This window comes from Siminovitchia fordii DSM 16014 = CIP 108821, from assembly GCF_000374565.1.
GTDB classification, from domain to species: Bacteria; Bacillota; Bacilli; order Bacillales; family Bacillaceae_C; genus Siminovitchia; species Siminovitchia fordii.
On sequence record NZ_KB894688.1, the window covers coordinates 36,696 to 62,324 of the forward strand.

Consider the following 25,629-nt stretch of genomic DNA (forward strand, 5'->3'; position numbering starts at 1 on the left):
TCCTCAATTAGAGTGCACGCTGGCGCTTGACTTGTCAATCAAAATCGTCAGGCTGATCAGCGTAACAAGGATAGTGGCGCCCATGTCCGAAAGGATGGCGATCCACAGTGTAAGGAGGCCAGGGATCGTCAGCAGTAAAGCAATTAGCTTCAAACCAAGAGCGAGTGATATATTCAGTTTGATGACGGCGTTCACTCGTTTGGCAATTTTGATTGCGCTCGGCAGTTTGCCCAAGTGATCCTGCATTAATACGATATCAGCAGTTTCAATGGCGCTATCAGTTCCCTTGCCCATCGCGATTCCAAGATCAGCAACAGCCAACGCGGGAGCGTCATTGATGCCGTCTCCAACCATTGCTGTTTTCCTTTCATGGATCAGATCATTGATTTTCTCCACTTTCTGATCTGGCAGCAAATTGGCATGAAAATCGGTCAAACCGACGGCTTCAGCCACTTTTTTTGCTGTTTTTTCGTGATCACCTGTCAACATGATCGCCTTTTTAACACCGGCTTTATACAGGTGCTGAATCACAGCTTTGCTCTCCGGCCGTATTTCATCAGCTATCCCAAACAACCCAAGAACACGTGAATCATCTGAAACCGCGACGAGCGTATACCCTGCATTCTTCAACTGGTCAATATCCGCTTGAATCTTCTCATCGATAGCAGCGGAAGGAATAATCGCTTCATTGCCGAGGCGATATAATTTTCCCGAAACAGCGGCTTCAACACCCTGGCCTGGAATCGTCGTGATATCAGCCGGTTCTTCCAACGAAATACCATGCTTTTCCACTTCCTTCATGACTGCTTTCGCCAAAGGGTGGGAAGATGATCTTTCAATCGAACCCGCTGCTATTAAAAACTCCTCTTTATAATAGGAAATCACTTTTTCCACATGGGGTTCGCCTTTAGTCAAAGTCCCCGTCTTATCAAAAGCGACTGTTTCAATATGTCCAAGCTGCTCTAAAAAGACACCGCCTTTTACTAAAATTCCGTTGCGGGCATTGCGTGTAATCCCTGAGATGATCGCAATCGGTGAAGAAATGATTAAAGCACAGGGACAACCGACGATCAATACGGCAAGCCCCTGGTAAAACCAGCTTCCCCAATCACCGCCAAAAAATGGGGGAACTACCATGACGACAGCCGCAACCCCCATGATTAAAGGGGTGTAATATTTAGCAAATTTGTTGATGAACTGTTCTGTCGGCGTCTTCGTTTCCTGTGCTTCTTCCACGAGATGCAGGATTTTCGCCAGCGAAGAATCATCATATGATTTGGTAATTCTTACTTTCAAAACGCCTTCGTTGTTGATGCTCCCGCCAAAAACCGGCTCTCCTGTCATCTTGTCGACAGGCATGGATTCTCCTGTAATGGCAGCCTCATTGACCGAGCTTCTTCCCTCAACGACCACTCCATCCGATGGAATTTTTTGACCCGATTTTACAAGAACAATATCATCGGTTTTCAACTCTCCCACCGGAAGCACCTTTTCTTGCCCGCCTTTGAGAACAATCGCTTTCTTTGGAGCGGCATCAAGAAGTGTTTCCATCGATTTACGGGCCTTATTCATTCCAAGGCCTTCCAAATATTCGTTGATCCCGAATAGGATTGCGACGAGAGTCCCCTCTTTCCACTCCCCGATGCCGAATGCTCCAATTAACGCGATTGTCATGAGTGTATCAATATTGAATTTTAGTTTAAAAAGATTTTTCAAACCTTTTAAAAACGTCGCGTATCCGCTCAATGCAGCCCCGGCCAAATAAAGTACAACGGCCGTCCATCCCGGCATTGATTTTTCAAAGACCATAGCCAAGATATACAAGAGAGCAGATGCTCCGATTAAAAAGAGCAGCTTGCTGCCAGCTCCATGATCATGGTTGTGATCGTGGGCATCCTCGTCTCTTTTTAAAATCGAGGCCCCATCTCCCGCCAAGATTTTTTCCACTTTATTCAATGCGATATCATCGGACACAATTAATTTGCTTGAATTGAAAAGAATTTTTGCATTTTCGCCATGATTCAACTTCTGTATCTCCTCTTCAAGCTCCCTTGCACAATTCGCGCATGACAGCCCTTGGAGCCGATATTCAGCCATTGTAAAACCTCCCTCTGAGATGCTCAATGCCTTGCATGGTCAATTGTCTGTTCCAATATGTTCATGACATGTTCATCATCATGGGAATAGTAAATGCTCGTGCCTTCCCTTCTATATTTCACAAGACGTAAATTTTTTAATGTACGAAGCTGGTGGGAAACCGTGGATTGCTGCAAATTGAGACTTTCGGCAATTTCATTCACTGAAAACTCCTTTTCAGACAGAAGATGCAAAATCCGGATCCTTGTTGGATCTCCCAACGCTTTGAATATTTGCGAAACAGTCAGTAACGTTTCTTCATCTAATTCATCAGGGTAGTCATTTTTGATTTCATATCCCATATGACTTTGCCACTTCCATTCTTTTTATATGATAATATGTTCATATATTGATTTTAATGTATGAAATCATGCGCCAATTGTCAAGTGTAAGCTCCCAATTTACCCCTCTTTCATACATTTCCCATCGAATACTTTATGGCAATTTTTCTCGATTCGTTGAAAGTGATGTCCATGTTTGCTATATTAGCAGTAGTTTATTTTTTTACTGAAGTATTAAAGCACATGCCTATATTTTTTTCATATATTAGTAAAGGGTGGTTATTGAATGGCTTACGTAATTACAGCTCCTTGTATTGGTGAAAAATTCGGTGAATGTGTCGATGTATGTCCTGTGGACTGTATTGATGAAGGGGAAGAAATGTTCTTCATCGATCCGGACATTTGCATTGACTGTGGTGCATGCCAGGCCGTTTGTCCTGTAGAAGCGATTTACCACGAAGAAGAACTGCTTCCGGAGGATAATATATACTTAGAAAAAGCGAAGGAATTTTACGCTTCCAGATAAATGGAAAACTACAAGCGACCTTAAGGGACGCAGAAACTGAACGGACCACTGGAGGCACCTTAGCAACTCCTACAATCATAAGCCAATTCCCGAGGAAGCAGTACTTCAGCCTCTACAGGGAATTGGCTTATGACTTTGGTGGACGAAACAGGGTTGAAAGTTCAAATATAAACAATTTGTGGCTGGCATCACTAGGATTTCCAAGTAATTGAAGCTTTACAAAACAAAAGCAATCCATGCTGCATTCATATTAAAGCATCTTTAAAACAGGGACAAAAGTGCACTTACACCCCTGTTTTTTTGGGTCTATAATGATAGTTTGACATCCATACAAGCTTTCCTCCTTCGCATATAATGCAGCAATATGCCGAAAGGAGGAAGAAAACATGTCAACATGTCAGCGCTTGGCGAATATCATCGGCGGTGAAGTCATCACAGCAGCGCCGGTCTGCGTTGTACAGCGGTTAAGGAACATAAACGCCACTATTTTAAATCGAAGGACCCGATCACCATTGGCGCTTCCCTTTGCACTATCTTTTGAAAATAACCAGGGCGGACGAACTTTGAATCTGGGAGAGACAGTCATACTTCAAAGTGAAATCAACAGGTTTATGTCTGCTTTAAGAAAAAGAGGGTTGATTGTGACAGCCGTTCATAACCACTGGTTATTCGACAGTCCCCGCTTAATGTACATGCACTGGGAAAATGTCGGCAATCCTTTCCAGTTTGCTCGTAAAAGCTTTGAAGCAGCTAAGGAAGCAGGGCTATTTTAATACTGGAAATACTTTAGGTCTCCCTACTTGGAGGCCTTTTTCACGTCAGGAAATGACACGCACTTTACGTTTTCCCAAAGGTAGATGAAGGTACTGGACCTTTCCATCGGACATCGAAAGAGCTTATTTTGAAATTAGGTTGAACAAGTGCCGGGACAGCTTTTCTTTATTGATTAATTTTTTTCCTTCCGCCTATACACAAAATAACTAGCTGAATAGAATAAAAAAGAATCATCCAGCTGGCAGAGAGGAGGATAGCGATGTCTAAAGAAAAAAAAGAAAAGGTCATTAAGGTGGAAAATTTGGTGATTCATGCTAAAAATGTCGACTTCATTCGGGAGCGCCATAGAGAAAGAGAGACACATGAAAGGGATCCATGGGAATTTCTTTTGGGAAGACCGCGTCCGGTACACACTGAAGAAGAGAGTAGCAGTGGCGGTAAAACTGATTAGTTCATTGGGCTATTGTTTAAAACAATTGCAGGAAAATGGGTGAATACCCTTCCAGAAGAGAAACAACTGCATATTTTATGGTGAGGCCCAACAGGGATTGCTCCTAAATGCCTTGCTTACCGAAACATTGCAGGAAAGAGGTGAGTCATTTGTTTGGATATGGTGGTTTCGGATATGGCGGCTGCGGATACGGTGGCGGCTGCGGATACGGTGGCGGCTGCGGATATGGCGGCGGTTTTGCCCTCATCGTCGTACTATTCATCCTGCTTATAATCATCGGAGCCGTATGCTTTTACTAGTATAAAAAAATAATCATCCCGGTCAATTCATTAGATTGGCTGGGATGATTGCATTTGCGCGAAAAAGATAGGAACACTTAGCAAAGTACAAACTGGAGTTCCTTTAACGAAGTACGAGAATACCTCTTATCGTCACAAAACTGGCCAATCACTGCTTAGCACCGATTGGCTTATATTACGCCATATCACTAGGACGTCTTGATTATGCCACATCATATGCAACAGCGCTGCTTATTTATGCAAATTAATTCGATGGAGCCCCTGCCAGTCAATCACTATGCTTTATCGATCAGTTCACGGAATCGGTCCGGTTCATCCAGACGGATAGCAACCTTCTTATATGCTTTCTTGAACCCCATAAAAAGGTGTGCATCCAGCGGCCTTTTGAATTCAATGATGCAGTGCGGCGGCAGAGTCTCAAAGTCCTTTGCAATAAAAGCAAGGGTGTCTTTGGGGTTTAGTTTTTCTTCCTCTGCTTCCTTTCCCCACCTTATTGCTTTGATTTCTTCATTTGGAATTACGATACGTTTGCCAAGCCCAAGCGATACATAAATCTTTCCTTGCTTAACAAATAGCGGATTTAATCTGATGGCCTGAATGTCCCCAACGAAGAACAGAACAGTGTAAATATTCAAGAAAAGCATAACTACGGAGAGCACAACCGATATCTCATGGATGAGCCAGTGGATAGCAGCCGTTTCTATGATGATGGCATGAATGAGCATAATATAAAAAGCGATGAGACTTGACTTTTGGTGAAGGGAAAAATAAACTTCGCCAACGGGCGCTTTCTTCTTCCAGGAAGCGAATGCGTAATAGAACATCAGAAATTCCGCTGCGAGAATCCGTAAGAGAATGTGATTTCCAACCCGCTTCTCTACAGCAGACGGCAGTGAATACAACGGGCTTTCTTCATGCGATTTGATCCACCGGATGATACCGGGCAAACGCCATATGAGTAAAGCAACCAATCCGAGCTCAGCCAATAAGATAAGCACTTCGATGCCGATCGCTGCGATTGGAACGTAGGTAAACGGCTCAAAATAGGCGCTTGGAATAAGGAAGCGGGCAAAAACAAGCCCTGAAATCATCCATGTTATAAAAGATTTGACCGTGATCTTTCTGCCCCGTTTCAAAAATAAAATAAGGAGCGGGGCCACAACGGCCAGGTCAATCAAAGAACCGACCACGATCCAATTGGTATCAGCGGGTAGAAGCAGCGGGGCTAGTGGTGAGCGGTACAATAATGTGTTCGAGCAAAGAACAAGAAAAAGCAGGAACAAAAGAGTGTAAAACCGACGGTCTCTCTGAATAGCAATCATCAGAAGCACCCCTTTTTCTTTTATCGTACCACAGAAAAAGCCCCGCTAATATGCGGGACTTGCCTTAAATATTAGAAAATCTGTGACTTGCTTAAAAACCTGTAAAACCGCCGAATAAAGGAATCAAAATGGAGATAATCACTGTCATCCAATTGAAGAATAAAAGGATTCCCATGACAATCATTAATATACCGCCGATTTTCATAAAACGCTGCCCATGTTTTTTCAGGAACGTCATTTTATCTATGAATAGAGACATGATGATAAAAGGGATGGAAAAGCCGAGTACGTAAACTCCCATGTAAAGCAGCCCCATCCCAGGATTTGCTGCCACAAGGGCAATCACTCCCATGAGTATCGGGCCTGTGCATGGGGTCCAGCCTGCTGCAAACGCAATTCCGATCAATATTGATCCCAAATATCCTGCAGGCCTGTTCTGAAACTGAATCTTCTTGTCCATGTTTAAAAAGCTAAAATTCAGGACACTTGTTAACACCAGTCCGAAAAACACCAATACAATGGCGCCAATCTGTCTAAGTAGCGTTTGATATTTGATGAAAATCTCCTCAAAGATTGTGGACGATAGACCCAAGGCCAAAAAAATGATAGAAAAACCTACTAGGAAGAGGATTGTATGAATAAAAGCCTTCTTCTTAAATATCCCCCGCTTTTCCTTAATCTCGTTCACCGTCATTCCAGTGATATAAGACAGAAATGCCGGATATAAAGGAAGTGCACAAGGCGATATAAAAGACAAAAATCCCGCCCCAAAAGCAAGAAACAAGTTTATTTGCTGCATTTTTAATCACCAGCCTCATTTTATATCATATACATCAACCTTATCAAAAACAAACGGCTTGAATGTGAAATAACTGTGCCATTTTATCGAATAAATGGTCACATTGAAATGGAAAGCTGCAAGCATCTGTTCACCGCTTGCTGACAAGAAGTGCTCTTGATGAAGGATAAAGAGTTTTACCCGGGACAAGCATAAACAATCGTTGGAGAAGGTACTGAAGAGCCAGACAGAACAAATTCTATTCTAATTGACAATATATTATTTCATTCACTCTTAAGAAAACGAAACATTTACTTTGTCAAAATCGTATGACTGGTATAAGCAAGCTAATAAAAGGGGGCATTGATATGCAAGAATATATGACCAAGTATATAGAAGTCTATGAGGAACTCAAAAAAAAGATGAAATGGAAAGTAACGGATTATAAAATATTAATGACGATAGCGTCTTTTTATGCAATGAATCAAAAACCGTTTCATATGGAGTCTTATCTGATGATTGCCGAGGAAATCAAAAAACAGGCAGGTTTTTTTTCGTCCATTAGATCAGAATCGCGTTATATTGCAGCAGCCATGCTTGATGTCGGCTTCGAAAATCCCGAAACTCAGATTCCTGCATTATTCACTGCTTATGATGAATTGACCAGTGCTAAATTTAGAAAGGGTATTTTTACTTATATAGCGGCTGCTGTATTGATTAAGAATTGCAGTACTGATCCAAGTGATTACCGCAACGTCATTACGAAAGCAAAAGAGCTTTACGAAGGCATGAAAAAAGAGCATTTCTTTTTAACCTCATCTGAAGACTATCCGCTTGCAATGCTTCTTGCTTCAAGAGGAACAGATGATGTCATTGAACGCAACGAGCGATATTATGATTACCTGAATCGCAACGGTTTTCGGAAAGGGAACCATTTGCAGATGTTGAGTCATATCCTGACGCTCGATCAAGAGGAAAATCCCGAAGAGTTGATGAGCCGAACCGTTCAGGTATTTGATAAATTCAAAGAGGTCGGCATAAAGCAGAAAACGCTGTATTACCCGATTATGGGAATGCTCGCCATGATTCCCCCAGCGGAGTTGGAGGTGCAGGAAGTTTATCGAGCATACGATCAACTCAATCAAATAAAGCATTTCAAATGGCAAAAGGATTTAAACGCAACCCTTGCTGCCTGCTTTTATGTAAAAGACAAATTGGAAAAATCAGCTTTCATTGAAACGAGTCTGTATACAACAATCGAAACCATTCTGCAAGCACAGCAGGCGGCCTTGACTGCATCCATCACAGCAGCCGCAGTCGCTGCAAACTCAGGGTCAGGAGACTGAGATAGTTGGGCCATGGCTCATGGCCCATCAATTTTTGTTTGAAAAAGCAGTAATGAAAAAGCAAGCTGCCCATGCAACCATAGCCACAATCATTCCAAACATCAGCCCAATCGCTGCCATGAATGTGTCATGCTCAGGTGTGCTCGAGTCAAGTGTAATGTACATATACAGAAAAACAAAGAAAAGAATCATATAAAAGCTGCTTCCCATCACTCCCATGATTAGCTGGTCCTTCTTCGCCCTTTTTACTGAGACACGGATGACGATCCAAAAATAGATACTTGTAAAAGTTGCAGCAACCATAATCAAAATATGCAGATATGGAACCTCTAGCAGGCCTGAGGCAAAAATAAGCCCCACTGCCAGTGAAAACAGTATGGCATTTAATACAAACAAAAACAGTCCACTCATCCATTTATTATGAAACCATTGTTTTTCGGATAAATTTATTCCAATCAAGCGCTTGCTTCCTACCATTTCGATTAGACTTTGTTTTTTGATCAAAACAATGACTACCAATAGAATCCCGATTCCAAGAACACTTGTAAAACTCACAAGATTCCCCCCATTAAATATACATAGTAATTCTATGTATATATTTATAAAAAAAGGAGCACTTTAATCAAATACCTTTCGCACTCCCATATAATAGCCAATTTTACTAATTGGAAAAAAGAAAAACGTCGCCGCCAAGCACCCAATTAAAAATGATGAACTCAAAAATGAATGGAATAATTCGGACGGCAAAATTCCAATAAGCGTAATCAGCATTAAAATGATGTTTGGAATTATAGCGGCTCTTATAGTCCTTTCCAGCAGCCCCTTGCCCTTTGCTCCATATTCTTTACCGATTTCAAAACCTATAAATACCCAATAACCCGAGTAAACAAATAAAACTATCCAGCAGGATTGGGCCAATAATTCCCAAATGGTATGTAGGTGAACGGAGATTTTTGCTCCGAAAGCAAGAAGCCCCCCGACAGCAAAAAACAGAGCATTTATGATAATAAACATTTTCTTTACATTCCAAGCCTCTTTTGATGACACATATCTAAACTGACTCGCCAGCTTCTCCGGCGTTCCAATCTGCCTTTGAACGAGTGAAATAGCCTCATATTCGGGCAGATCGCATTCTTGCAACAGTTCATCTGTATGGCATGCAATCTCATGAATGATCTCGTCTCGGTCCGGGTGATCCTCCAGAAGCAGTTTCAACTGATGAATATATTCAATCTTTGTTTTAATCATGACTGTTTCCCCAGCATACGATCCATCATTTTCGAAAAGAGAGTCCACTCCTTTGTCTTTACCTCCAACATCTTTGCACCTTCCGCTGTCAGCCTGTAATATTTCCGCGGCTTTCCCTTTTCCTGCTTTTCCCAATAAGATTCGATATATCCTTGGTGTTCCAGTTTGTGAAGCGCAGGATACAAAGTTCCTTCTCTCACCTGCAATGTATGTTCACTTCTTTTCTCCATCACTTTGGCAAGCTCATAACCATACATCGGGCGATCCTGTAAAAGCTGGAGGATCAACAGGGAAGTGCTCCCTTTTAAAAGCTCTCTGTCAAACATCGATACACCTACCTAGTTTTACTATGTATAGTTTAAATCCTTTTCGGTGAATTTGCAATCCTTTATATTATTTTAAAGGTAAATGCAACTGGGGGTGGATTCGATATGTGTCTGGCCTTTGCCTGTCAACTCTCTATAAACCTCTTTGAAGAAAATAAGTTTAAACAGCCCATCCTATTTAATCTTCACGGGCTGTTTAATTTTTTTCATGCTGCCATGTTTCTGCAAATCTCTGCACATTTCAAGCAGGCTTCTGCGCATTTTTGACAATGGCTGTGATGATGCTTTTTACACTCTTTGCCGCACTCCTCACAAATGTCTGCACACAATTGGCAAATCTCTTTGGCAAATGGACTGTCCGTCTGTAACGCTTTGGCAGCAAACGCACAGATATCAGCGCACTCGCGATCCAAACGAATACATTCTGCCATCATTTGAACATCCTCTTCTTTCAAACAGGCATCAAAACAATGATTACAGGCTTCCATGCATTCCAGGCAAGCCTTTATACAGGCCTCATAAGTAGAATTCATTATTGTCCCTCCCCTTTGTAGTTATGTTTAATTTTCCCTGGAAAAAGTCCAATTAAACGACAATGAATTTCAGATCATTCATCTATTTTTGTACTATAATATTCATTGAACAAGGCAATCTTTCACAAAGGAAGTGCATCAGCCATTACAACTGACCTACGCTATAAACCCGCTATCCATTTCAGCGGTGTTGATTACTCAATTGACGGAACGACAATCTTAAAAGGAGTGACCGGCTCTTTTCCTGACGGAAAGATCACAACATTGGCAGGCCCCTCCGGAGCAGGAAAAACAACCTTGCTGAAATTATGCAACGGTCTGATTTCCCCCACTTCTGGCGACATTTATATACACGGCAGACATATCCACGAATATGAACCTGTGGATTTACGCCGCATGGTCGGTATTGCCCTGCAAAATGCACCAATGGTAAAGGGCAGTGTTTACCGCAACTTATCTCTGCCATTGGAGCTTGCCGGAAAAAAACTTTCCGAAGACGATGCCGCTTCATTTCTGGAAGATGTCGGTTTGGACGAGTCATTTTTACATAGGGACAGCAAAGATCTGTCAGGCGGACAAAAACAGAAAGTATCCATCGCAAGGACACTTGTGAACCGCCCGCGAATTCTATTGCTTGATGAAATCACCGCCTCGTTGGACCAAACTTCTTGCAGGGAAATCGAACAGCTCATTGTAAAAATCAACCAGCGTTACAATGTAACAATGGTTTGGATCACCCATAATCTTGATCAGGCCCGGACAATCGGGCATTATACATGGGTCATGATTGAAGGAGAAGTGGCAGAAACAGGAGAAAGCAGTCTCCTTGAGTCTCCAAAAACTGACGAAGTAAGACGCTTCGTCAAGGGGGGATTTGCATGAGTTTTACAGCATTGGCTTTAACCCTTATATTCGTCCTCCTCCCGCTTTTTTTATCGAAAACACTTAAGCTTGGACTTGAAAAAGATACAATCATCGCTACTGTAAGGTCCATCATCCAGTTGATGTTTGTCGGATATATTTTAAAATTCGTCTTTGAAGCGGAACATCCTATCTATATTTTACTGATGATTCTGCTCATGATCGGGGCAGCTGTAGAAAACGTCCGGAAAAAAGGACTATTCATCAAAGGGATCACCTGGAAAGTGGGCGCAACTATCATCTTCATCGAGATTCTCACGCAGGGAATTTTGATCGGGCTGAACATCACACCGCCAACTCCACAATATATTATTCCGATAAGCGGAATGATCATTGGAAACGCAATGGTTCTGTCAATCTTGTTCTTGAACCGTTTCACCGCGGAAATCGAGGCACGGGAAGAACAGGCAGAATTGATCCTTTCACTCGGTGGAACACCAAAGCAGGCAATTCACACACAGCTTATCTCTTCCATCAAGGCAAGTATGATTCCAACAATTGAGAGCCAAAAAACGATGGGGCTTGTCCAATTGCCGGGAATGATGAGCGGGCAGATCATCGCAGGCGCAGATCCAATCCAGGCTGTCATGTTTCAGCTCCTGATTGTGTTCCTATTGTTGACAACAGCAGCAGTATCCAGTGTCATGCTCGGATACCTGTCCTATCCAGCCCTTTTTAACGAGCGTATGCAGCTATTACATTTGAGAAAATAAAAGAAATGGCAGGAGGCGACTTTTTAACATGTGGGGAATCATCATCAAGACTCTTGCCGTCATTGCACAGCTTGCGATTGCCGGGTTATTAATCTGCCTCTTCTTTAAGAAAGGAAAACTGAGACTTGTAACAAAGATCAACTATGTGTATAAACGTTTTGGAAACAAGCTGAACATTTCTTATAAAAGATTTCACGGTTTCGATTATTACTATTTTCGTGTTAAAAAGCATGAAAATGTGACAGTTCGTTATGATGTTTCTGTGGAAGAAGGGTCTCTCACTTTGGAGTGGAGAGACAGCCAAGATCTTATTTACAATCAGACTTTCTTTGAAAATGAACGGGGGGAATTTACATTTACTGCAAATATGCGGCTGCACTCATTAAAATTGGTGGCAGACCAAACCCGGGGAGGCGCTTTGATTGAGCTGATCAGAGAAGGACTCTAAAAGGAAAAATCACTATTGGGGTGGATCTCATTATATAGTCAGTCGGACATGAAAATGAATGTTATTGAGAACTGCAGTAATGCGGTTCTTTTTTTATGCGGGAGTTTTTACTTAAGTAATAACTGCCAAGCGTATTTAGAGCGTAGTACTTTTCACTTGTTTTAGATTGCGAAATGTATACTTTTTATATGCAATTAGGCTTAATTTCAATTTTTTTACAGGTTATACAAGTTTAGTATCGAATGGTTTCATTAACAAATTATTTAGGAGGGAGAATGATGAAAAGAAAACTGTTTACTGCAACAATCGCCGGAACCATAGCACTGAGCATGGCAGGCATAGGCCCCTCAGCAGCTTCAGCAGTTGGAAATGGTCCCGGTTATGGTGGAAACGAGACGATTAACACATCCATCCTTACTACATATGAAGAAATGGTCAGTTTCCTCAAGAAACAGGAGGACAAACAAAAACATATGGAGCTTGAAGTGTTCGGGCAATCAGTCAAAGGCCGGGATCTTTATTTGGTCAAATACCTCACTAATCCCAATAACCCGACAATCCTTTTCCTCACACAGCAGCATGGAAATGAAGCCTTAAATACGGAGGGAGCATTGGAGTTCATTAAACATTTAGGCACTGGTAAAATGAAAGGCGTACTTGATGGGGTCAATATCTTAATTGTTCCAAGACTGAACCCGGATGGCGCTGCTGGTGACGTTAATTTTCCCCTTGATGATTATGTGGCCAGCGGAAGCTATAACCTCACAAGGTATAATGCGAATGAAGTAGATCTGAATCGAGATCACACGGCACGTCTTCAACCGGAAACAAAAGCCTTTCACGACAATGTGCTGGGTGTGTATGACGTCGATTATATGATTGACCTCCACCATCAGGGATCAAACAGCGAGCGTGAGGGCGAGCTTGTATCCGGATCTATCCTATATCCGACAACGCCTAACGTAGAAGCGGATGTCCTTTTAAAATCAAAACAACTAGGGGCGGTCATCTTCAACGCCATCGATTCAAAAGGCTGGGGACATCTCGGCAAATATAACGGGGGCTCTGCCGAAACAATCAGCCGAAACGGAATCGCAGTAGAATATGGAATCGCTACCCTGCTCTTTGAAATGCGCGGCATGGCCGACCATAATTATGAACCTTATGTATTGGGGCAAAAAAGCAATGGCTACTTAATTAAACAGACAGTAACCACAATGGATGCAGCCGTCCGCGCAATTGCAGACCGTTCCATTGAGAATGCGGATATTTCTTTTTGGGATACTCTTGCATTCCAAAACGGACGTCCATCGGAATGAAATTGGTTGCTGTCTGGGAAATCAGCCTGTCAGCATTCATCCCAATCAACAGTTTACACAATAGATGTCCGGCAGCTCATGATTATTAGGATTTTTCATAATCTTAACAGTCTCCTTTTCATCAAAACGAAAAAGTGTGAAAGCAAGCTCTAGTCCGCTTTCACACTTTTTTCAATTCGGCTCAACATGCACGTGTACATCAAATATTTGATGCTCCTTTATTAACACCTCTTCAACACAATCGGAGATTTGATGGGCGGCCTGAATACCGAGAGTGGAATTAACCAGGATGACCACATCAACCACGGAGTTACTCCCATATCGTCTTGCCCTGATATCCTTGATCCCTTTTACTCCTGAAATTCCGAGAATGGATTCCTTATATAGAACCAATTTTTCCTCATCGTAACCATCCGTCAAATCAAGGCTTGCTTCTCTAAAAATGCCCCATGCCGTCTTACATATGAGCAAACCGACAACCACCGCCGTCAGAGGATCCAGCCAAGGGAGACCAAATTGGGAACCGATAATTCCGATCGACGCCCCGATACTCACCCACGCGTCGGACAGGTTATCTTTAGCCGCCGCCGTTACAGCCTGGCTATTAATTTTTCTGCCCAAATTGCGATTATATCTATACACCAAATACATGATTCCCGCGGAAAAAACAGCTGTCAACGCGGCGGTCATATCTGGAGACTCTTGTTTTTCAGCAAAAACGGATGTCACAGCTTCAAATAAGACCTGAAGTCCTACGGCCATCATAATAAAGGATGCAACCATGGCTGCAATCGTTTCGGCCTTCCAATGGCCATATGGATGATTCTTGTCAGCTGGTTTTTGTGAAAACCTAAGACCGATCAAAACAGCGATTGAAGCCACAATATCAGTCGCATTGTTCATTCCGTCCGCTTTCAAGGCTGCCGAATTTGTCATGTCGGCAATCACCAGTTTCAAGACTGATAAAAATATATAGGCAAAAATGCTGAGGATCGCTCCGCGCTCCCCCATTTTCAGATCATTGACCTTCGATTGCACCATTGTTTTCCCTCCACTAAGCTCTGTACATCCATGATATCAATCGAAATACGAGTGGGTCTATAGCAATCTTGTTGGGAGCAGGCTTCATTGTGGGGAAGTGGAAAGAGTGTTTGACGAAGGCAACCTTTTTTTAAATTAAAAGCCGGCAGGAATCATTTCCCGCCGACTTTTTACTACATTTATAATTAACTAATCCCTGTCGCTGTCCACAGTAGAAGGGCAAAAACAATTACACATCCATTAAGAATGAGGCCCGCTGTAATAGACCAGACTTTCCGGGACATGATGGCAAATATGACCCCAATGATGGAAAGTGAACCAAATAGGATGGCTCCTAAATACAAGTTTGCATTAGGTCCTCTTAAAATAAAAAACAATGCAACATTGATAGCTACCATTAAAAATGATAATAATCCAAACTTATTCATCAAGTACTCTCCTTGTCTCCTGATCCGGCACATCCGGGCCGGCTAAATATTTGATAGAGATGGTATTGGATATTTCCTCTCCAATTCGCCATCCGACAATAAAATATGACTGCCGTTTCCATATTACAGGTCGTCCGGCATGCTTTTTCTCATTCGTAAGTTGCTGCTCCTCTTTGTTATGAAAATTTGATCCTCACCCATGTCTCAATCCTTTCGTGTACGAGTTGGAATTCTTGAATCAAATCATTACCTCTTTGAACAGCTTTCAAGCAAGGTAGTGCTATCACAACTTTGAGCAGAACATTTACAAAAGCAAGTATAACATAAAATGTTATACTGACATTCTTATTTTCCAGGAAAATATGCTTAAACCAAAATGATGAATGATACTTTAAGCAAACCATCAACTATCGTAAAGAGATAACTGTAGATAGTGACAAGCCATGAGGAGGCTGGTACGATAGAAATGATATTTTTTTAGAACCAAGACATCACTTCTGATCATCCTATGATTTTTAATAAATTTACCAAAACGTTGATAATTGGAACTGCCCTAAGCCTGGAAAACCCCCTACCTAACCATAAACCACTTGTGAGAAACCTCGAAAATCCCTACAAATCTTAAACATTTGTTCAATATACAAGTGAAAAGCCAACTGGCCTTTGTCAGAGCGAGAAATATTTCAAAAGTGAAGCAAAAATAAACCGAAAAAATTTGGAAGGCTTACACTTTAAGCCTTCCAAATAATTTTTTCCTTTTATCAAAGGGGACTCTTACATAAAAACAGGCCGGTAATTTCTATCTTTTTCTTCGAATGGTATTGTAAGAAAATGTTTATTGAGACAGCCGTTCTTTGATTCTCCTTTTTCTATATAGCATCAACCCGGCCTCTGCCAGATCGTTTACCGCGGACCGATTGATAAAAGCTCCAAAAATCAACCCGGCAACCGGAATCATTTGAAACATCTTTTTCCATCCGACTTGATCCCGGTATGTAAACACGACTTCCCTCCATCCCTGCAGCTCGGAAACAATGTCTCTTTGTGCTTCCTCATCGGTAGCATCAAATAAGGAAAGTTGCTTTAAAATCGCCTGTTTTCCGTTAATGTCCGAAGAAACAAACTGAAGGACTTTCACAATATACATTCTTTCTTTTTTTTCATTCGGATCATAACCATAGCAAATGGCGATATCCTGAAGGGTTTTTAATTGAAGCCCCAGAAGCACCGGAATATCTATCGCCAGTGTCAGAATTCCACCAATCCCTGTACTTGCACCTTGCACAGTTGCCAAGCGTTTCCGGTTATTTGCAAGTTTGCCCACAGCATGGTCCATGTCTTTGATGGAAATCAATGCCAGATCCTCCAACACATGGACATTTTTATCGGGATAATAGGACGTCAGTGACGATACTGAGCTTAAATACCTTCCTCCTGATTGAACATATTGACCAAGTTCATCGAGCATGACGCCAATTTTTCTTTGTAAAAAGGCCGGTGTAAGCTTGTCCAGAAACTTGAATGGAAGACGGCCAAGCTTTTCCCAAAACCATAATTCCTTCTGTTCCTTTTCCCAGTCTTCACTTTTTTTCAGTTCAATGAGTAATTGCTCAGTTGTTTCCATTATTTAGGTTAATCCTTCCTCGTGTTCTTTATCTCTAACCGGGAAACATTGCGATTACTGTTTCCTCTGTACCACTTTACCGCTCGCCGCTCAATTTCTCTAATGAGAGATTCTTTCCCCTTTCATATAAGATTCTATATCATTTGGAAATTGACGAGCCAAACGTTCTTTTAATTGACTATACTTCTCCTTCAGGAGAGAATTTGCCCTCAAATAGTCTCGAAAGGCTATGTGCCTCTCAATCTCATTGCTTCCTTCCTCCAAGATATGAACATGATGAGACCGATCATTTTTCCCTTTTTGGAAAAAACGTCTCCCAATTAAACCATTTTCCCCTTTGTTTCATATCCGGTTAACGATTAAGTTCTATCAAAACTGTCCATTAATTCTCTTGTAGTTAATACAGTAGCAAATTCACCTTGTAAAGTGGCAATGGATAGATTATGAACTTCGTCCGGACTATAATAAACATCATTAGCAGTTATTCCAAATGCGGCTGTTGCATCGGAAATCAAAAACGTATTGAATCCCAAATTCCCGCTCATCCGTGTGGTAGTCGAAACACAGTGTGGGGTAGTTAAACCAGCAATGACGACATGATTGAGGCCTTTTTGTTTAAGGTGCTCCTCAAGGTTTGTACCGATAAACGCACTATTAACACGTTTTTGGATCACCATTTCCCCCTTCAAGGGTTTAGCGAATTCCTTAAAATCAACCCCAGGTTTTCCAGGGTAGAAACTTGAATCAGAATCTTGAGACAAGTGCTGAACATGAATAATTGGCAGGCGTTTTAAACGCCAAATTGACAGTAATTGCTTCATATTTTTTTCTGCCTGCAAATTATTACGCTCTCCCCATTTCTCTTCATCAAACCCTTTTTGAATGTCAATCATGACTAAAACAGGATGATTTAGAATTGGCTTCATATAAAATTTCCTCCCATAATAACTAAGAAACACGATAAAGGGTTCAGACAAAAATAATGAACAGTTGGAACTATGTATTCCCTTTAATAAATAGCTCTTACGCATTTTGTCGAATGTAAGATAATGCCGTTCCAATATGGCCCACCGGCTATAAAATGTGGGCTATTTCTCATTTGCTTCTTTAGTTAAACTCACTCTATATCTATTACAATCTCAACTCCAGTTGGTTTTTCATTAAATGGCCCTTCATTTTCTCTAAATACTAATTGCAATCCCGATAGGTCATCAGGCAGCCGTGGAGACACGACAAATGTATGATTGAGGTGCTCACCAGATCCTCCACCGTTCCCCATTGTACAATGGTATTCCTCATTTATGTACAGTTCCCAAAAATGATGGTGAAGAATATGCTCACCCGAAGAATCAACCGGTTCGTCCCAATCAATGTTAAAACTCACTACACTTGCATTATCATACTGGCGAACAAAAGGAACATTATATAGAAACTCACCCTTGACTACAGATTTCGAAACAGGGATATACTTTTGAAACCCTCTCGGTTCAACCTGTGGACGGAAATGTTCTTCGTTTCTTATTGTTTCAAACAAGGCATTTAATAGATCTTCGTAAAGCCCATACTTTTTTGACCACTCCTGTATATGACCCTTTGGCGGAAAGCCAGGATTGTTTGCCGTTAATTTCTTTCTCTTTTGTATTAACCCGCAAATTTCCTCATCAATGGAAAGAATTCGCTCATCATAATGGCTGGTTGGACGTTCGAACGGCAATCGTTTCAATGTTTGCTTCCCCCTCATTTTATTTTTCTGGAATTTTTGTAGAGTGCTCCCCAGTCAATCAAGGTGCAAAAGGAACAAAATACCTAAACATAAAAATCAACAATGCAATAGCGGAAAATGTGGATATACATGCCAAATGCAAGATGATATACAGTATTTTCATTTTTCCTTTTATAAAAAAAGAATAGACTAAGCCAACTAATGGACTTACCATTAAAAGGATCAAGGAAATATCTACAATAACTCGGATTAGTATTAGTATAACCCTAGAATCGAATTCCGGGATAAACACTACACCCAAATTTAAAGTGGTCATACTGATCGTTAAGATTAGTGATGTTAATGCAACTTTAGACGGATCTCGGAAAAATTTTTTCATAAAACTCTCCTTTTGATAGAGCACGCTTCTATTTTTTAAATGGAAGCCTGGGACTTTCATCCTTGTAGATGGAGTAAGTCCACCCGCCGTTTTCCATTTTCGTGCATTGGCTGTTATTGCAAGAGAAAAGATAGGTCTGCAGTCTGCTTATCACTGCGGACACTTATATTAAAATAATAAGGAAATACCCCTCCTTTATTTTTATCCAGACTCGTATCAATGGCAATGATATTTTCTTTTTCTGCTAACCTCTTATAATCTTCGCTCACAATCGTTTTTTGAACCATTTCACTCAAAATAATCTTTTCTTCAGGTGTTGGTTCATACCATTGTTCAAAAAGAAGCCATTTTCCAAGTATGAACCAATTCACCCCTACACTGATGATTAATAAAGAAAGAATAATTTTATACTTCATATGTTCTATTCCTCGTTAATTTTATTACTGTGATCCATAAAGGAATTACATATTGAGTTTCTCTCTCAATAAATGTATACGCTTCCCAAATAGCATCTTTGCCAAATTACTTTTCAATGCCAGAAGTCCATAGATCACGCCTCCAAAAGATACACAAACCATTATGACCAGAAGTGACTGCCATCTGCTTTCATGGTCAACCACCATTGAAAGAACACTCTCAGCTCCTGTAACCGCACCGGCCATTACCACTGTAAAAATAAACATTAACAAGCACCTTTTTACAACAACTGTATATTTGTAATCCGTACAGTTATGGATGAAAAATAAATTTAGCAGACATGCAACTAAATAACCCAATGTTGTTGCATAAACCGCGCCGGCTGTTTCAAATATTTTTATCAAGGGGATATTCAGAAATAATTTTGTTAACAGCCCCATCAACAAACTGAGTACAGTCATTTTTTGCATGTTAATTCCCTGTAAAACTGACGCCGATATTGAAAAAACAGCAAACAGAATCGCTGATGGAGCATAAATGGCTAGAATTTCCGTTCCAAGCGGGTTATGCCCATAAAAAACTGTGTAAATCGGGCCGGCCAAAACAGATATTCCTATCACAGCCGGTATGGTAATGAATAAAACAATTTGAAACGCCTTGTCAAGTTCACGGCGGAATATTTCCATATTCCCATTGGCATATGAACTTGTTACCGCAGGGATCAGCGCCATCGAAAAAGCAGTGGCAAGCGTCATCGGAATAACAACCAGCTTTTGAGTGTTAAAATTTAAGATACCAAAAGCGGATTTAACGATTCCATCCAATCCAATGGAAGCCATCCCCTGCTGAAAGTTAAATTGTCTATAAACTGAAATAATGGCATTGCAATGCCTACTACAACAAAGGGGATCGAAGAGTAAAAGATTTCCTTTTGTACTTGGACCAAAGATGTTCCCGATTTATTCCAATCTTTATCCGCAAGTTGTTTAAAGTGCGGAATTTGTTTTTTTAAATAGATTAAAAGAACAATCATGCTTCCTATGGACCCAATTGCAGCTGCGAATGTTGCGACACTGACTGCGGTTACCAATTTACCTCCGAGTATTTTCAAAACTACCAATGCACCGCTTAATAGAAAAATAATCCTCACGACCTGCTCAACAACTTGTGAAACAGCCGTCGGGCTCATAACTTGGTGACCTTGAAAGTAACCGCGGATCATACTCATCGCCGGTACAAGTATCAGAGCAAAGCTGACTGACCGTATCACAGTGGTCAAATCTTCCGAAGAAAATCCATTTTCACCATAGCTTCCGAACTCCGCCAAAAGTGGCGCAGTCGAAAACATAACCAAAAAAGCCAAAACACCGGTCATCATCATTATTTTAAAACTCGATTTAAAAATTCTTTGGCTGACCGAATATTGACCAATGGCATTATATTTGGAGATGATTTTTGATACTGCAAGCGGAATTCCTGCCGTGGCAATGCTCATAAAGATCGTGTACGGAATGTAGGCATATGCATACAATCCCACCCCTTCCTCGCCTAAAAGCATATTAAAGGGGATGACATACACTAGACCAAGGATTTTGGATAATACCGAGCCAAGGGTAAGAATAAACGCTCCTCTGATTAATGTAGAAGACATTTTTATACTTCCTGCCTGTTAATATTTTAATTTTATCTTTGAGTACATTACTTGTATCTATCAAAATGAGAGATTATTCATTCATGTTAACATGACCAGTTGTAATTCTTGTCTGAATCAAGAAAAGAGGATTTCTCAAGAAGATAGATTTGAGTATGTTTATGAGTTTGATTTATACTTGGATATACACTTCAATTTCCTTCTCTGTACCCTTCACATTATTGACTAACTTTTTCCTCCGTAAGATATTTGAACGTTTCTTCAGTTTTAGACTGTTCTGAGATGATGGTGAATAAATCCTCAACGGAATATGGAGTATTTTGGGGCAACTTACATTCAGACATTTTTCTTGCCAAGTCAATATATCGGGCGCCCTCAATAGAATCCACAATGAAAAATTTTGATTTATGATATACCTCTGTTTCAGGAGGGGTTTTTACATCCGTTTGCTTGGCATCACCTTTTGTCCACCAACTTAAAACGAAGATTGTACAAACACATGCAGCAACCGACATGACTTTTTTCAAGTTAAGCCCCTCTCTTTTCGGAAATTATCTTAATTCTTTAACCATTATATTGAAAGGTTAACTAAAAAAGAATTGAGAAATCCTTGTAACATTATCTTTGCTTTTTACCCCAAAATCTGTCGCTTTATATTAGATGCATTAGGCAGATATCATGAACTCATTGTTTAAATCTCTAGCAGCTCAACTACCATTTTTATTAACTTTTTAATCGGCTTAACCAATTTAACGATCGTTACTTTTTTACAAGTCCTCATCCCTTCAATTCGACCTTCTCTTCAGCTGCTATGAAAAATGCTTGAAGAAGACTAATACAACCAGAAGAGAGTAAAGGCATGACTACGGCAAAACCAAGCGGATCTGCCGTTGTCATGCCAACTCAATCATTTTTTCATCCTCGGATCTAACGCATCCCGCAATCCGTCCCCCATTAGATTGAATCCCAATACCGTGAGCATAATGGCAATCCCCGGAAAGAATACAGTCCATGGTGCCTGGATAATAAAGTCCTTTGAATCAGCGAGCATTTTTCCCCATTCAGGCGTTGGCGGTTGTGCACCCAATCCCAGGAAACCCAAGGCAGCAGCTTCAATGATGGCTGTTGCAATGGAAAGCGATCCCTGAACGATGATCGGCGCCAAACTATTTGGCAGGACATGATGAAAGAGGATTCTACCATCAGTCATTCCAATCGCTTTTGCTGCAGTAATATATTCTTCCTCCTTAACGCTTAGCACCCTTGAGCGCAGCAGACGGCCAAATGTCGGCACGTTGATAATCGCAATGGCAATCATTGCATTTTGTAAGGACGGGCCAAGAATGGCAACAATTGCAATGGCTAGCAATATACTTGGAAAAGCTAGTAGAATATCAAATATTCTCGAAATTATACCGTCTACCCACCTGCCATAATAGCCAGCAACTATGCCCAACAAAGAACCAACAATCACAGATCCACTGACCGCCAGAAATCCGACACGCAGCGAGATCCGTGCCCCATAAATGACACGGCTTAAAATATCACGACCAAACTCGTCTGTTCCAAACCAATGACTTCTTGAAGGAGGAAGATGCTTATTCGCCAATTCTGTTTCTCTGAATCCATATGGAGCAATCAAGTCTGCGAAAATGGCCAGAAAAATAAAAAATAAGACAATACCAAGACCCAATAAAGCTGCTTTATTTTTTCTAAAGCTCCGCCATGCTTCCTTCCAAGGGGAAATGATTTGTTCCTCTTCATCTATATTTATATTCGTATGGTTTGGAGGTAACTTCGCTGCTGGTTCAATCATGTTTTTCCCCCTATCGGTATTTGATTCGCGGATCGATTGCCGCGTACAATAAATCCACTGTCAAATTGATTAATACGAAAATAGTGGCAACGACTAATATTCCTGATTGAATGACCGGATAATCGCGGAATTGGATTGCATCATAAATATAGCTTCCAATTCCCGGCCATCCAAAAATTGTTTCTGTCAAGATCGCGCCGCCCAATAGCAAGCCTGTCTGCAAACCGATGACCGTCAGTACAGGGATGAATGCGTTTTTTAAAGAATGCTTATAAACAACCCAAAACATGCTCATCCCTTTAGCACGGGCAGTACGGATATAATCGGAACGCATCACTTCCAGCATGCTTGATCTTGTAATCCGGGCGATAATCGCCATTGGAATCGTAGCAAGTGCGATGCTCGGCAAAACAAGATGTTTGATGACTTCAACAAACTGGTCAAATCTTCCCTGCATTAATGTATCGATTAAATATAAATAAGTAATCGGTTCGACCGGATCCCGAATATTATCACGCCCTGTTGTAGGAAGTAAGTCAAGCTGAATCGAGAACACATATTGTTCCATCAGGCCAAGCCAAAAGATCGGCATCGAAACGCCAATCAGAGCAAGCAGCATAGCAATATAGTCGAACCATGAATTTTGAAACCATGCAGAAATAATACCGGCATTGATGCCGAATACAATTGCAATCAGCATGGCGGCAAAAGCAAGCTCCATAGTTGCTGCCAAATACGGCCAAACCTCCTGGCTGATCGGACTTTGGGTCCGGATCGACATTCCTAAATCTCCGGTCAATAGATTTTTGACATAATCAAAAAACTGTATATATAAGGGCTGATCAAGACCCAATTGCTTATTTAATGCCTCAACGGCTTCCTCTGTTGCCTGCTGGCCCAAAATGATCTGTGCAGGATTGCCAGGTATCGCATGAATGAGGGAAAATACAATCAGCACCATCCCCAGCAGGACAGGGATTAACAATGTCAGCCGTCTTATTGTGTATACGAGCATTCGATCACCTTTTTTGTAAGATTTACGTGTGATTGCAGGTCTTTTCACTAGTTTAAGAAAAATGCAAGGCGCGCAACATTAGTTAGGCGACCAGCACAAGACGAATTTGGATGAAGGTGCTGTTAAACCACCGTAGTAAAGCGATTCATTTCAGTTTTATCAAGAGGAAAACCTTGAACTCATGCAGTTTTTTCATGGTTTTCCACCGGTTTAATCGATAAGCTATGGCGCAGGAGCACATGCATCTTGAATAAGCTTCCTTCCAACCTGACACATCTCCTGGCTGACATAGATTCTCGGCAACACCTTGTTTGTTTCGCTTACACTAGCACTTCGCCGTACCAAGACCTCCAGTCCATCAGAATTGGCATATAATGTTACCATTTGGATACAATTTTCATCCAATTTTATACTTTCTTATTCCTCGAAAAAGGGGAGTACGTTCACTCCCCTCGGATATCTCTATTACATTGAAACATCCTCAAACACTTGAACCCCTGTCGGATGCGGAAAGAACCCTTCAATCGTATTTTTTCCAGCTAGTTGCGGAACTGTGTGAGCAAGAGGCACCCATGGTGCATCATCATGAATAATTTCCAATGCCTCTTTATATAGTTCGCTGCGTTTTTCTTCATCTGTTTCCGTTTGTGCTTCAATTAGCAGCTTGTGAACATCTTCATTTGCATACCTTGAATAGTTATTGGATCCGATACTGTCTTTATCCAACAGGGCATATAGGAAGTTGTCTGCATCTCCGTTGTCACCTGTCCATCCGAGCATGAACATAGGAGATTCTCCGTCCCGCACTTTTTCCAAGTATGTTCCCCATTCCATTGTGACAATATTTACTTCAACACCAATCTTTTCAAGGTCGGCTTGGATCGCTTCGGCCACCTTTTGGCCGTTTGGCATATATGGGCGTGGAACAGGCATTGCCCATAAATCCATTTTGAACCCATCTTTGAATCCTGCTTCATCAAGCAGTTCCTTCGCTTTATCTAAATCAAACTCATAATCTTCGATTTCATCGTTATATCCATCGATAGAAGGCGGAATCGGGTTTTTTGCTGGTTCAGCCGTCCCCTCATAGAAATTATCGATGATGGCTTGCTTGTTTATGGCATGGCTAATGGCCTGCCGGACTTTCTTGTTATCGAAAGGCTCTTTTTCAACATTGAACCCTAAATAACCAACGTTCATTGACGGACGCTCAAAAATTTGCAGATTGCTGTCCGCCTTTACTTTTTCGACATCACTTGGATTTAAACCATCTATTAAGTCTACTTCGCCTTTGACAAGCGCATTCAAACGGGCTGAGTTGTCTGTGATGACTTTAAAGATGACTTTATCTAACTTTGGTAGGCCTTCTCTCCAATAGTCTTCATTTTTAACGACTGTGATTGTATCATTCCGTTTCCAGCTTTCAAACTTGAATGGTCCTGTTCCAACAGGGTTTTCGATATATTTTGCGCCAAATTTTTCAATGGCAGCCGGACTGGAAATGGCAAACGGCGTCATGGCCAAGTTTTTTAGAAATGGCGCTTGCGGCCTGAATAGAGTGATCTCTACTTTATGATCATCAACTGCTTTTACTTCTTTAATAACTGCCGCTTCATCACCTTTAAAACCACCAAACTGTGACACAAAATAAGGAAATTCCGCCTCATCTTTCCCATTCATCCACCGTTCGAAGTTTTTAACGACTGCATCTGCATTGAAATCAGTGCCGTCATGGAATTTAATCCCTTCCTCCAATTCGAACGTGTACGTTTTTCCGTCATCAGAAACTTCCCAGTCCTTGGCAAGGCCAGGGAGAATATCCGGAGTCTCTTTTTCATATTTGACAAGTGTCTCAAGGATCTGTTCAGATACAATTAAGGACTCACCATCTGTAATTGTCGCCGGATCCAGCTTGACAGCATCTCCTCCGCGAGCATAGACCATTGTGCCGCCTTCAGCTGCTTCCTCCTTCTTTTCCCCGCTCTCTTCTTTTCCCGTCTCTTGAGATCCAGAACAGCCCAAAAGAGTTAAAGACAGGACGAGCAATAGTGAAAAAACGATGGAAAAACCCTTTTTCATGTTTTTGCCCCCATTCATCATTTTTGCCTATAATA

The 25,629-nt window shown here is 41.3% G+C and carries 30 protein-coding genes; 9 read left to right on the forward strand and 21 right to left on the reverse strand.

What is annotated here, in order from left to right; translation table 11 throughout:
• Positions 1–3 precede the first annotated feature (3 nt).
• Entirely contained in the window at positions 4–2,097 is a 2,094-nt protein-coding gene (locus tag C509_RS0107515; protein ID WP_018706304.1) for a heavy metal translocating P-type ATPase, read from the reverse strand.
• Between the two features lie 23 nt (positions 2,098–2,120).
• Complete coding sequence (locus tag C509_RS0107520) at positions 2,121–2,438, reverse strand: ArsR/SmtB family transcription factor (protein WP_018706305.1); 318 nt, start codon at positions 2,436–2,438, stop codon at positions 2,121–2,123.
• A gap of 265 nt (positions 2,439–2,703) precedes the next feature.
• Here C509_RS0107520 and C509_RS0107525 point away from each other — a divergent pair, with 265 nt between their 5' ends.
• The 4 genes from C509_RS0107525 (at position 2,704) to C509_RS23600 (ending at position 4,467) form a co-directional block, all read left to right on the forward strand.
• Positions 2,704–2,943: a ferredoxin family protein gene (locus C509_RS0107525; protein ID WP_018706306.1), complete on the forward strand. Its 240-nt coding sequence runs from the start codon at positions 2,704–2,706 to the stop codon at positions 2,941–2,943.
• A 386-nt stretch (positions 2,944–3,329) separates the two neighbouring features.
• Positions 3,330–3,716 (forward strand): DUF1259 domain-containing protein, encoded by a 387-nt coding sequence (locus C509_RS0107530; protein ID WP_018706307.1) that lies wholly within the window; start codon positions 3,330–3,332, stop codon positions 3,714–3,716.
• A gap of 260 nt (positions 3,717–3,976) precedes the next feature.
• The gene (locus tag C509_RS0107535; protein ID WP_018706308.1) at positions 3,977–4,168 is read left to right on the forward strand and encodes a hypothetical protein; all 192 of its coding nucleotides are present in this window, start codon (positions 3,977–3,979) and stop codon (positions 4,166–4,168) included.
• Between the two features lie 149 nt (positions 4,169–4,317).
• Positions 4,318–4,467 carry a YjcZ family sporulation protein gene (locus tag C509_RS23600; RefSeq protein ID WP_018706309.1) on the forward strand — a complete coding sequence of 50 codons (150 nt, stop codon included), beginning with the start codon at positions 4,318–4,320 and terminating at the stop codon, positions 4,465–4,467.
• Between the two features lie 275 nt (positions 4,468–4,742).
• On the opposite strand, the gene C509_RS0107545 is transcribed toward C509_RS23600, so the two are convergent.
• Together C509_RS0107545 and C509_RS0107550 are read right to left on the reverse strand one after the other, a co-directional pair.
• A complete protein-coding gene (locus tag C509_RS0107545) occupies positions 4,743–5,789 on the reverse strand; it encodes a hypothetical protein (RefSeq protein ID WP_018706310.1) in 1,047 nt (348 codons plus the stop codon).
• A 91-nt stretch (positions 5,790–5,880) separates the two neighbouring features.
• Positions 5,881–6,588, reverse strand: coding sequence for a cytochrome c biogenesis CcdA family protein (locus C509_RS0107550; RefSeq protein ID WP_018706311.1), 708 nt, complete (start codon positions 6,586–6,588; stop codon positions 5,881–5,883).
• A 347-nt stretch (positions 6,589–6,935) separates the two neighbouring features.
• Here C509_RS0107550 and C509_RS0107560 point away from each other — a divergent pair, with 347 nt between their 5' ends.
• Positions 6,936–7,913, forward strand: a complete 978-nt coding sequence (locus C509_RS0107560; RefSeq protein WP_018706313.1) for a DUF4003 family protein — start codon at positions 6,936–6,938, stop codon at positions 7,911–7,913.
• 27 nt (positions 7,914–7,940) lie between these two features.
• Here the strand turns inward: C509_RS0107560 and C509_RS0107565 are convergent, their stop codons facing one another.
• From C509_RS0107565 to C509_RS0107580, 4 genes are all read right to left on the reverse strand, one after another.
• Complete coding sequence (locus C509_RS0107565) at positions 7,941–8,468, reverse strand: hypothetical protein (RefSeq protein WP_018706314.1); 528 nt, start codon at positions 8,466–8,468, stop codon at positions 7,941–7,943.
• A 63-nt stretch (positions 8,469–8,531) separates the two neighbouring features.
• A complete protein-coding gene (locus tag C509_RS0107570; RefSeq protein ID WP_018706315.1) occupies positions 8,532–9,161 on the reverse strand; it encodes a hypothetical protein in 630 nt (209 codons plus the stop codon).
• Positions 9,158–9,487, reverse strand: coding sequence for a PadR family transcriptional regulator (locus tag C509_RS0107575; protein WP_018706316.1), 330 nt, complete (start codon positions 9,485–9,487; stop codon positions 9,158–9,160). The genes C509_RS0107570 and C509_RS0107575 overlap by 4 nt, the downstream gene beginning before the upstream one ends.
• A gap of 206 nt (positions 9,488–9,693) precedes the next feature.
• The gene (locus tag C509_RS0107580) at positions 9,694–10,020 is read right to left on the reverse strand and encodes a four-helix bundle copper-binding protein (RefSeq protein ID WP_018706317.1); all 327 of its coding nucleotides are present in this window, start codon (positions 10,018–10,020) and stop codon (positions 9,694–9,696) included.
• 105 nt (positions 10,021–10,125) lie between these two features.
• Between C509_RS0107580 and C509_RS0107585 the strand changes: the two genes are divergently transcribed.
• From C509_RS0107585 to C509_RS0107600, 4 genes are all read left to right on the forward strand, one after another.
• Positions 10,126–10,902 (forward strand): ABC transporter ATP-binding protein, encoded by a 777-nt coding sequence (locus C509_RS0107585; protein WP_018706318.1) that lies wholly within the window; start codon positions 10,126–10,128, stop codon positions 10,900–10,902.
• On the forward strand, positions 10,899–11,654 hold the full coding sequence (locus C509_RS0107590) for an ABC transporter permease (RefSeq protein WP_018706319.1): 756 nt from the start codon (positions 10,899–10,901) through the stop codon (positions 11,652–11,654). Before C509_RS0107585 ends, C509_RS0107590 begins: the two co-directional genes overlap by 4 nt.
• A gap of 28 nt (positions 11,655–11,682) precedes the next feature.
• A complete protein-coding gene (locus C509_RS0107595; RefSeq protein WP_018706320.1) occupies positions 11,683–12,102 on the forward strand; it encodes a hypothetical protein in 420 nt (139 codons plus the stop codon).
• A 278-nt stretch (positions 12,103–12,380) separates the two neighbouring features.
• A complete protein-coding gene (locus C509_RS0107600) occupies positions 12,381–13,421 on the forward strand; it encodes a M14 family zinc carboxypeptidase (RefSeq protein ID WP_018706321.1) in 1,041 nt (346 codons plus the stop codon).
• 171 nt (positions 13,422–13,592) lie between these two features.
• Here C509_RS0107600 and C509_RS0107605 read toward each other — a convergent pair whose 3' ends face one another.
• The 13 genes from C509_RS0107605 to C509_RS0107670 form a co-directional block, all read right to left on the reverse strand.
• A complete protein-coding gene (locus tag C509_RS0107605) occupies positions 13,593–14,462 on the reverse strand; it encodes a cation diffusion facilitator family transporter (RefSeq protein ID WP_018706322.1) in 870 nt (289 codons plus the stop codon).
• Positions 14,463–14,647: 185 nt separating this feature from the next.
• Positions 14,648–14,890, reverse strand: a complete 243-nt coding sequence (locus C509_RS0107610) for a hypothetical protein (RefSeq protein ID WP_018706323.1) — start codon at positions 14,888–14,890, stop codon at positions 14,648–14,650.
• A gap of 835 nt (positions 14,891–15,725) precedes the next feature.
• Complete coding sequence (locus tag C509_RS0107615) at positions 15,726–16,514, reverse strand: EcsC family protein (RefSeq protein WP_018706324.1); 789 nt, start codon at positions 16,512–16,514, stop codon at positions 15,726–15,728.
• A gap of 99 nt (positions 16,515–16,613) precedes the next feature.
• Positions 16,614–16,835 carry a GrpB family protein gene (locus tag C509_RS27465; protein ID WP_083934551.1) on the reverse strand — a complete coding sequence of 74 codons (222 nt, stop codon included), beginning with the start codon at positions 16,833–16,835 and terminating at the stop codon, positions 16,614–16,616.
• Between the two features lie 38 nt (positions 16,836–16,873).
• Positions 16,874–17,440, reverse strand: a complete 567-nt coding sequence (locus C509_RS0107625) for a cysteine hydrolase family protein (protein WP_018706326.1) — start codon at positions 17,438–17,440, stop codon at positions 16,874–16,876.
• A gap of 191 nt (positions 17,441–17,631) precedes the next feature.
• A complete protein-coding gene (locus C509_RS0107630; RefSeq protein ID WP_018706327.1) occupies positions 17,632–18,237 on the reverse strand; it encodes a hypothetical protein in 606 nt (201 codons plus the stop codon).
• 492 nt (positions 18,238–18,729) lie between these two features.
• Entirely contained in the window at positions 18,730–19,032 is a 303-nt protein-coding gene (locus tag C509_RS24720) for a hypothetical protein (RefSeq protein ID WP_018706329.1), read from the reverse strand.
• Positions 19,033–19,077: 45 nt separating this feature from the next.
• The gene (locus tag C509_RS27330; RefSeq protein WP_306419635.1) at positions 19,078–19,857 is read right to left on the reverse strand and encodes a lipid II flippase MurJ; all 780 of its coding nucleotides are present in this window, start codon (positions 19,855–19,857) and stop codon (positions 19,078–19,080) included.
• The gene (locus C509_RS27335) at positions 19,821–20,684 is read right to left on the reverse strand and encodes a polysaccharide biosynthesis protein (protein ID WP_306419634.1); all 864 of its coding nucleotides are present in this window, start codon (positions 20,682–20,684) and stop codon (positions 19,821–19,823) included. Before C509_RS27335 ends, C509_RS27330 begins: the two co-directional genes overlap by 37 nt.
• 218 nt (positions 20,685–20,902) lie before the next feature.
• Complete coding sequence (locus tag C509_RS0107650; protein WP_018706330.1) at positions 20,903–21,211, reverse strand: hypothetical protein; 309 nt, start codon at positions 21,209–21,211, stop codon at positions 20,903–20,905.
• Positions 21,212–21,591: 380 nt separating this feature from the next.
• The gene (locus C509_RS0107655) at positions 21,592–22,500 is read right to left on the reverse strand and encodes an ABC transporter permease (protein ID WP_018706331.1); all 909 of its coding nucleotides are present in this window, start codon (positions 22,498–22,500) and stop codon (positions 21,592–21,594) included.
• Positions 22,501–22,510: 10 nt separating this feature from the next.
• Positions 22,511–23,515, reverse strand: coding sequence for an ABC transporter permease (locus tag C509_RS0107660; protein WP_018706332.1), 1,005 nt, complete (start codon positions 23,513–23,515; stop codon positions 22,511–22,513).
• A 465-nt stretch (positions 23,516–23,980) separates the two neighbouring features.
• Positions 23,981–25,594, reverse strand: a complete 1,614-nt coding sequence (locus C509_RS0107670) for an ABC transporter substrate-binding protein (protein ID WP_018706333.1) — start codon at positions 25,592–25,594, stop codon at positions 23,981–23,983.
• Positions 25,595–25,629: the final 35 nt, after the last annotated feature.